This is a genomic window from uncultured Cetobacterium sp., from assembly GCF_947038635.1.
Lineage (GTDB): Bacteria > Fusobacteriota > Fusobacteriia > Fusobacteriales > Fusobacteriaceae > Cetobacterium_A.
Genome location: NZ_CAMQXC010000097.1, coordinates 1 through 8,426, shown reverse-complemented (window position 1 = coordinate 8,426; position 8,426 = coordinate 1). Strand labels below are relative to the sequence as shown.

The 8,426-nt window shown below is 27.5% G+C and carries 7 protein-coding genes and 1 riboswitch; of the genes, 5 read left to right on the top strand and 2 right to left on the bottom strand.

Annotated elements, in window-relative coordinates:
- Positions 1–38: 38 nt before the first annotated feature.
- A complete protein-coding gene (locus Q0V08_RS08990; protein WP_297434070.1) occupies positions 39–875 on the bottom strand; it encodes a MurR/RpiR family transcriptional regulator in 837 nt (278 codons plus the stop codon).
- Positions 876–1,081: 206 nt separating this feature from the next.
- Between Q0V08_RS08990 and Q0V08_RS08985 the strand changes: the two genes are divergently transcribed.
- The 4 genes from Q0V08_RS08985 to Q0V08_RS08970 all read left to right on the top strand — a co-directional run bounded on the left by Q0V08_RS08985 (position 1,082) and on the right by Q0V08_RS08970 (position 4,606).
- A complete protein-coding gene (locus tag Q0V08_RS08985) occupies positions 1,082–2,491 on the top strand; it encodes a YfcC family protein (RefSeq protein ID WP_297434068.1) in 1,410 nt (469 codons plus the stop codon).
- Between the two features lie 15 nt (positions 2,492–2,506).
- Positions 2,507–3,682 (top strand): M20 family metallopeptidase, encoded by a 1,176-nt coding sequence (locus tag Q0V08_RS08980; RefSeq protein ID WP_297434066.1) that lies wholly within the window; start codon positions 2,507–2,509, stop codon positions 3,680–3,682.
- A 65-nt stretch (positions 3,683–3,747) separates the two neighbouring features.
- Positions 3,748–4,260 (top strand): flavodoxin domain-containing protein, encoded by a 513-nt coding sequence (locus Q0V08_RS08975; RefSeq protein ID WP_297434064.1) that lies wholly within the window; start codon positions 3,748–3,750, stop codon positions 4,258–4,260.
- Positions 4,250–4,606 carry a DUF309 domain-containing protein gene (locus Q0V08_RS08970; RefSeq protein ID WP_297434062.1) on the top strand — a complete coding sequence of 119 codons (357 nt, stop codon included), beginning with the start codon at positions 4,250–4,252 and terminating at the stop codon, positions 4,604–4,606. Before Q0V08_RS08975 ends, Q0V08_RS08970 begins: the two co-directional genes overlap by 11 nt.
- Positions 4,607–4,638: 32 nt before the next feature.
- Here the strand turns inward: Q0V08_RS08970 and Q0V08_RS08965 are convergent, their stop codons facing one another.
- Positions 4,639–5,667 (bottom strand): hypothetical protein, encoded by a 1,029-nt coding sequence (locus Q0V08_RS08965; RefSeq protein WP_297434060.1) that lies wholly within the window; start codon positions 5,665–5,667, stop codon positions 4,639–4,641.
- A 116-nt stretch (positions 5,668–5,783) separates the two neighbouring features.
- Positions 5,784–5,884, top strand: a riboswitch (purine riboswitch).
- A gap of 100 nt (positions 5,885–5,984) precedes the next feature.
- On the opposite strand from Q0V08_RS08965, the gene Q0V08_RS08960 reads away from it, so the two are divergent.
- Positions 5,985–7,355, top strand: coding sequence for an amidohydrolase (locus tag Q0V08_RS08960; RefSeq protein WP_297434058.1), 1,371 nt, complete (start codon positions 5,985–5,987; stop codon positions 7,353–7,355).
- Positions 7,356–8,426: the final 1,071 nt, after the last annotated feature.

Here is an 8,426-nt window from a genome sequence, read left to right as displayed (position 1 = left end):
AGTCCTGTAAGTATTAATTTTTTCATATATCCTCCAAATTATTTATTTTCATTTAAAAGTTCATTAATATAAGCTAAACGCTTTTTAGAGTTATCATCTAAATTTTTACTCATAGAAGTTAGTATAAATTCTAATAGTGCTTGAGTTGAAATAATTGAGTTAAAGTAACTAATGCCTCGTATATCTGTAAATACAGTGATATCTCCAGTATTAGCAACAGGTGATGTTGATTTATCAGTAACTATAATAATTTTTGCTCCAGCTTTTTTTGCAATTTCAATTAATAATGGATAAGTTTTTGAATATTTAGGGTGAGCAATTAAAAATAAACAATCATCTTTTTGAATATCAACTATATTTTTTATAAGTTCAGAATTATTTTGATTGTGAGTAATAACATTTTTTAATATAAAACCTAAACGTAAGCCAAAAAATGATGTAGCTCCAGAGACACTTTTAAAACCTATAATATATTTTTTATTAGAGTTAAAAAGTATATCAATTATTTTTGAAATTTTATCATAAGAATTTATATTTATTGTTTCTTCGATATTTTTAAAGATTGAGTTAGTAAATGTTTCAATTAAATTATTTTTTTTTAAAAGTTCTTCATTTAAACTTAATTTTTCAGATGGAGTAAGAATTTTATCACTTACTTGTTGCTTTAAACTATCTTTAAATTCTTTAAAATTATTAAATCCTAGAGATTTAACAAATCTAATTACAGAAGTATCACTTATTTGTAATTCGTTTGCAATATCGCTAGATGTTAAAAAATATATTCTATTTTCATTATGGAAAAAGAAATCTGCAATAATAGTTTCAGTTTTTGTTAAACTTTTATTTGCAACTCTTTTTTGTAAAGAATCAATCATAAGAATCTCCTTAAAAAATATTTATAATATAGCTTACCATATTTTTTTAAATATATAAATATGTAAAATCCTGAAAAAAAGACGAAGAAATAGAACATATGGTTCAAAAAAAACTTGACTATAAAAAAATATCGTAGTATATTTATGATTGTTAATAAACATTTTTTGTTTAAAATAATTTTTTAAAAACATTTTTGGAGGGTAAAATGAGTAAAAAAGAAAAAAGTGGAAGTAAAATGAGTTTTCCACATACGTATGTAATTATTTTTGGATTAATTATTTTTGCTGCGTTATTAACTTGGATTGTTCCAGCAGGGCATTTTCCAAGGATAAAGGATGTTGCAACAGGAAAGACTATTATTGTTGCAGATCAATTTGCTTTTATAGAAAATACACCAGTTAGTTTTCTAGATATTCCATTTAAAATTGTAGATGCACTAAATAAATCGAGTAGTATAATATTTTTAGTTTTAATAGTTGGAGGAGCATTTCATGTAATTATAAAAACAGGTATGTTCCAAGCATTAACAGCCAAAGTAACTAAAGTATTTTCTAATAAGGATGAATTATTAATACCAGCTTTTACAACAGTATTTGCAGTAGCATGTATGAGTATGGGAGTTAATACATTTATTGGATTTGCACCAGTTGCAATAATTTTAGCAAGATCTATGGGGTATGATGCAATAGTAGGAATTTCTATGGTAGCTTTAGGAGGAGCAATTGGATTTAGTACAGGAACATTTAATCCTTTTACGACAGGAGTAGCTCAGGCATTGGCAGGATTACCAATGTTTTCAGGACTAGGTTATAGAATTTTCTGTTTAGTTGTATTTTTAGTTGTAACAAATATTTATATATTAAATTATGCTAAAAAAATAAAGAAAAACCCAGAATTAAGTGTAGTTAGAGATTTAGAAAAATTAGAAAACAACATTGAAAATGGTGAAAATGTTATGCCAGAAATAGAGAAAAGACACTATTTAGTATTGGCAATTGTAATTGGATTATTTGGATTATTAATTTATGGAGGAGCAGCGTGGCATTGGGGATTAAATCAAAGTGCTGCACTATTTATATGGATGGCTATTCTAGGAGGATTAGCTTATGGTTTTTCACCTAGTACAATTGCAAAAGAGTTTGTAAGTGGAGCAAAAGCATTAGTATTTGGTGCTTTAATAATAGGAATAGCAAGAACAATCTCTATAATATTAGATGATGGTAAAATTTTAGATACAGCTGTTTATTATTTAGGAAATATGTTGGCATCTTTACCACACGTATTACAATCTATTGGAATGTTCTTAATGCAACTATTTATAAATGGTTTAGTAACTTCGGGAAGTGGACAAGCAGCCGTAACAATGCCAATAATGCTACCAGTAGCAGACATGATAGGAATGACAAGACAAACAGCAGTTTTAGCATTTAATTTTGGTGATGGATTTAGTAATTATGTTCTTCCAACATCGTCAGCATTGATGGGATTCTTAGCAATAGCTAATGTATCTTATGAAGATTGGATGAAATATATGGGAAAATTATTTTTAATATGGATAGTAACAGGGTCAATACTTATAATAATCGCAAATTGGATAGGATATGGTCCATTTTAATTAAAGGAGAAAGTTATGAAGCAAGAGATTTTACAAAATGTTGAGCAGTTAAAGAGTAGTTTAATTGATTTAGGAGATTTTATTTTTGATAATCCAGAGATTGGACTAGAAGAATATAAAAGCTCAAAAAAGATAATTGATATTTTAAGAATGAATAATTTTAAAATAGAAACTGGAATAGGTGGATTTGAAACAGCTTTTAGAGCAGTTTATGAAGTTGGACAAAATGGACCATCTATTGGTTTGTTATGTGAATATGATGCTTTAGAAGGAATGGGACATGCATGTGCTCATCATATGCAGGGACCAAGTATAGTTGGAGCAGCTTTAAGTATAAAAAATCAATTAAAAGATAAAAATTATAAAATTGTAGTTTATGGAACACCAGCTGAAGAGACATTAGGTGCAAAAGTAAAAATGTTAGAAAATGGGTGTTTTAATGATATAGATGTTGCTTTAATGATGCATGGTGCTCCAGATACAACAACAGATGTAAAATCACTAGCGCTTTCAAATTTTACGGTTAAATTTCACGGAGTTAGATCTCATGCTGCTTTAGCTCCAGAAAAAGGTAGAAGTGCTTTAGATGGATTAATCCTTTTATTTCAAGGAATTGAATTTTTAAGAGAGCACGTAAGAGAAGATGTAAAAATGCATTATACAATAACAAACGCAGGAGGGCCTGCAAATGTTGTTCCTAAATATGCAGAAGCAAAGTTTAGTATAAGATCTTATGATAGAGCTTATTTAAATCATGTTATTGAAAGGTTCAAAAAAGTGGTACAAGGTGCATCTCTTATGACGGAAACAGATTATGAGATTATAGAAACAAAAAGATTAAATAATAAAATACCTGTTTTGAAGCTTAATCAAATCCTTATGGATAATGCCGAATTGGTTAATGCTCCTAGATTATCTCCCCCTAGAGAGAAAACAGGTTCTACAGATTTTGGGAATGTAATGTATCATGTACCTGGATCTTGTATAAGAGTAGCCTTTGTACCTCAAGGAACCTCATCTCATTCAGATGAATTTTTGTGTGCAGGAAAAAGTGAAGAAGCTCATAATGCTATAATATTAGGAGCAAAAATTTTAGCTGGAACTGCGTATGATTTAATCACTAATAAAGAATTATTTAATGAAGTTCTAAATGAGTTTAAAGTAAATAAAGAAAAAAGTGAAAAAATTTAAATTTAACTATTGAAAAATCACATTTAAAATACTATACTTATAAAGTGTACATGGAGGTGTGATAAATGAAAATAGGTGTATTTTATAGTAGTGCCAGAGGAAAAAGTGAGTTTACAGCTACTTTGATAAAAGATTTATTAAAAGAAAATTGTGATATATATAAGATAGCAAATCCAGAAATTATTGAAAACTTAAAAAAGTATAAAGCTTTAATCTTTATAGTTCCAACTTATGGTTTTGGAGAGCCCCATGAAGATTGGAAAAATGGAATTGAGGTTCTTTCAAAAGTTAATTTTGAAAATAAATCAGTTGGAATTATAGGAAGAGGAAATCAAGGTTTTTATGCAGCTACTTTTGTTAATGGAATGAAACCAGTGTATGATGCTTTAGTTAAAAGAAATGCTAATATAGTTGGGTTTACAGAAGTTGAAGAGTATGATTTTATAAAAAGTAGTGCTATTGTTGATGGAAAATTTGTTGGATTACCTTTAGATGAAATATCTATGCTCCAAGAAGTAAAAAATAAATTAGAAATATGGATAAGAAGTAATTTCGGTGAAATATTAAATGAAAAATAAAGAAAAATATATGGAGTTTATAGATACTTTTCAAATTCAAAGAGATTTTTTTAAATGTCATGAAATTTTAGAAGAAATTTGGATAGAAGAAACTAAATGTGAAACAAGAAAACATGTATCAATAAACCTATTATTAATAGCTGTTGGATTATATCATTGGAGAAATAAAAATTATAAAGGTGCGATTCAAGTTTTAGAGAATTCTTTAAATAACTATGATGAAGTATCTAAAGATATAGAAAAATTAAATATAGACTCTAAATATTTAAAACAAAAAGTTTTAAATACTATAGAAAGTTTAAAAATAAAAAAAGAGTATGAAGATATTTATCTTCCAATATATTGATAAAAAAGAAAAACCAGAGAAATCTGGTTTTTTTAATTGATATTTATTAAATTATCTAAATCATAGCGAATAATATTTGAGAATTTATCTTCTAAAATATTTTTTAAGATATCTCTTTCGTCATCGTAAAAAGTAGAATTATTATATTCTCTCATTTTAAGAGTATAATTTTCATTAAATTCAAAATATTTAGTATGTGGAGCTGAATTTTGATTATAAATTTTATAATAACCACTAACAGTAATTTTTTTTCGAACAATAAAAAGTTTTTCTTTTTCTTTGATTTCCTCTTTTGTTTCTAGAGTTCTTGTATAGACATTAGAAAAATTAAAATCTATAAAATAGTTTTTTAAATTAGGTTTTGAAAAAGAGTTAAAACCTCTAAAAATAATATAGTTACCAAGATTTCTATTTATGTTCATATCAGAGGCATGCATCAAAGAGTTTGTAAGAAGATAATCAAGCTGAGAAAATCCTCTAAAAGATGATCCTACATAGAGATTAACAGTTACATCATTTTCCAAATTTGAAATAGTACTATTAATAATATAACTATTAATATATTTATTTATTTTTTTATAAAAATTTATATTTTGAATTTTTTGATTACGACTTATATAGAGTTTTTCATCTTTTAAAACGAAGTCTTCAAAAATTTTAGTAATTTTAACTTTAGAATTATTAAAATCATTATAATCAATTTTTATAGTAGGAAATTTAGGTTGTATCTTTTTAAACTCTTCAATAGTTAAAAGATATAGATTAAGTGCGTTTATATCTTGTTTAGTAAAATATTTATTTTTTAAGATATTATTTTTTATATTTGTTATTTCAAAATATTGTTTTTGATACTGAGATATTCCAATTTGAGATTCAGAGGAATACTCTAATCCAGATATTAGTTCTAAGGTTCCATCTGTTGTTGTTCCCCGAGAGTTATATATATTTATAGCATTAGAAATTTTATTATTACCAATAGATGTCATTATAGCACTACAGCCTAAAAGAAAACTTAAAATAAAACTGATACCAATATATTTAATATAAGATAAATTTTTCATGAAAATCTCCTTTATTTTTAATATAAAAATGTATTTAGATTATAACATATATAAAACAAAAAAAATAATAGATAATTTTTCACAAGAATATTGAAGTTTAAATACAAATATGGTATTATTAAAATAAAAAGTTTACTCATATATTTTGGTAATATGGTCCAAAAGTTTCTACGTCCTAACCTTAAATCGGGACGCTATGGGAAGAGCTTATACTATAATTTTTTAAAATATGTTAAATGTTTTAAATTTAATTTTAAGTGTAAATTCTATCCCAGATAGAGTTTACACTTTTTTTATTTAAAAAATGGAGGTTTTTTGTGAAACAAATCTTAATAAAAAATGCATATGTAGTATCAATGAATGAGAAAAGAGAGATATATAATAATGGTTCAATTTTAATTGAAAACGATTTAATAAAGGCAATTGGAAAAGTTGACGAAAAATTACTTTTAGATACTGTAGAAATTATAGATGCAAAAGGAAAAATTGTATTACCAGGTTTAATTAATACACATGTTCATTTGTCTCAGCAACTAGGGAGAGGAATAGCTGACGACGTAGATCTATTAACTTGGTTAAGAGAAAGAGTTTGGCCTTATGAAAGTAATTTTGATTATGAAAGCTCATTAATCTCTTCAACAGCTTGTTGTGTAGAGATGATAAAATCTGGAGTTACAACATTTTTAGAAGCAGGAGGCCAGTATGTAGAAGCAATGGTTGAGGCTGTAAAAAATACAGGAATAAGAGCAGCTTTATCAAAATCAGTTATGGATGAAGGAATTGGGTTACCTACAAATTGGATAAAAACAGCAGATGAAGAGATTCAAGTACAAAAAGAACTATTTGATAAATACAATAATACAGCAGATGGAAGAGTAAAAATTTGGTTTGGCTTAAGAACTATTTTTAATAATTCAGATGACTTAATAATTAAAACTAAAAAAATAGCAGATAAATTGAATACAGGAATTCATATGCATATAGCTGAAATAGCAGCGGAAAATGATTATGTGAAATCAAATAAAGGAGATTCAACTGTTGAACATCTTCATAAATTAGGAGTACTAGGACCAAATTTGTTAGCTGTTCATACAGTATGGTTAACTGATAGAGAAATAGATTTATTTAGATTATATGATGTAAAGGTATCACATAATCCAGCAGCTGCAATGAAAGTTGTATTAGGTTTTGCAAGAATACCAGAAATGCTTGAAAAAGGGTTAAGTGTATCCATTGGAACAGATGGTGCGCCTTCAAATAATAGAATGGATATGATGAGAGAGATATATTTGACTTCTTTAATTCACAAAGGAAGAACATTAAATCCAAAAGTTGTACCAGCAGAGCAAGTGTTAGAAATGGCAACTATAAACGGGGCTAAATGTGCATTGTTAGAGAATGAAGTAGGAAGCCTAGAAGTAGGGAAAAAAGCTGATTTAATAATTTTAAATCCAAATACAATTCACTCTTTACCACTTCATGATCCAATAGCTAATATTGTTTATACAATGTCAAGTGAAAATATTGAATCTACAATGTGTAATGGAAAGTGGTTAATGAAAAATAGAGAAATTTTAGTTTTAAACGAGGGAGATTTAATTGAACAAGTGAAAAGAAAATCTGAAGAGATAAAAAATAAGGCAAAGATAGTTTTACCAAATAGGTTTCCTATAATAGATATAATATAGTTGGAGGAATATAAAGTGGAAAAAATAGTAACAAAAAGAAATATTTCGTTAGATATATTGGAAAAAGTTTTTAAAATTGAAGAAAGAGGAAGTTCAATAAAAACAGAAATTTTAGGTGGTCTTACAACATTTTTAACAATGGCATATATAGTTTTTGTAAATCCGGCAATACTTTCTGCAGCTGGAATGGATAAAGGCGCTCTTATAACAGTAACTTGTTTAGCAACAGCTATTGGGACAGGAATTGCTGCTTTATGGGCAAATGCTCCGTTTGCGTTAGCACCAGGGATGGGATTAAATGCATTTTTTACCTATACATTAGTTTTGGGACAAGGAGTCTCTTGGGAGGATGCATTAGGAGTTGTATTCATATCAGGACTATTCTTTTTAATTATGACATTAGGTGGGATAAGAGAAAAAATAGCTAATGCGATTCCTAGTGTGGTTTCTACAGCAGCAACTTCAGGAATTGGTTTATTTATAGCTTTTATAGGTTTAAAAAACATGGGAATAATAGTTGCAAATGAGGCTACATTTGTAGGTTTAGGAGATTTTTCAATACCAACTGTATTAGGAATATTAGGATTAGCAATTATGGCTATTTGTGAAATAAAAAAGGTAAGAGGTGGTATTTTAATAAGTATTGCAGCAACAACAATTATAGGAATGTTTTTTGGAATTGTTGATATACCAAAAGCAATTATTTCAATGCCACCATCAATAAGTCCAATTTTTATGAAAGTAAATATATTGGGAGCTTTAAAAATATCTTTAATAGGTTCAATATTTTCGTTTATGTTTATAGATCTATTTGATTCTCTTGGATTTATGATGGCTTGTTACAAAAATATGGGATTAGTACAAGGAGATGAAGGTGCTAAAGGTTTAAAAAGAATGCTACAAGTTGATGTATCTTCAACGTTAATTGGAGCAGTTTTAGGAACTAGTACTGTAACATCATTTGCAGAATCAGCAGCAGGAATATCTGCTGGAGCTAGAACAGGTTTAGCATCTTTAGTCCGGTCTCTTATACACATGTCCGAGCCCACGAGACAGGCAGAAATCACGTAT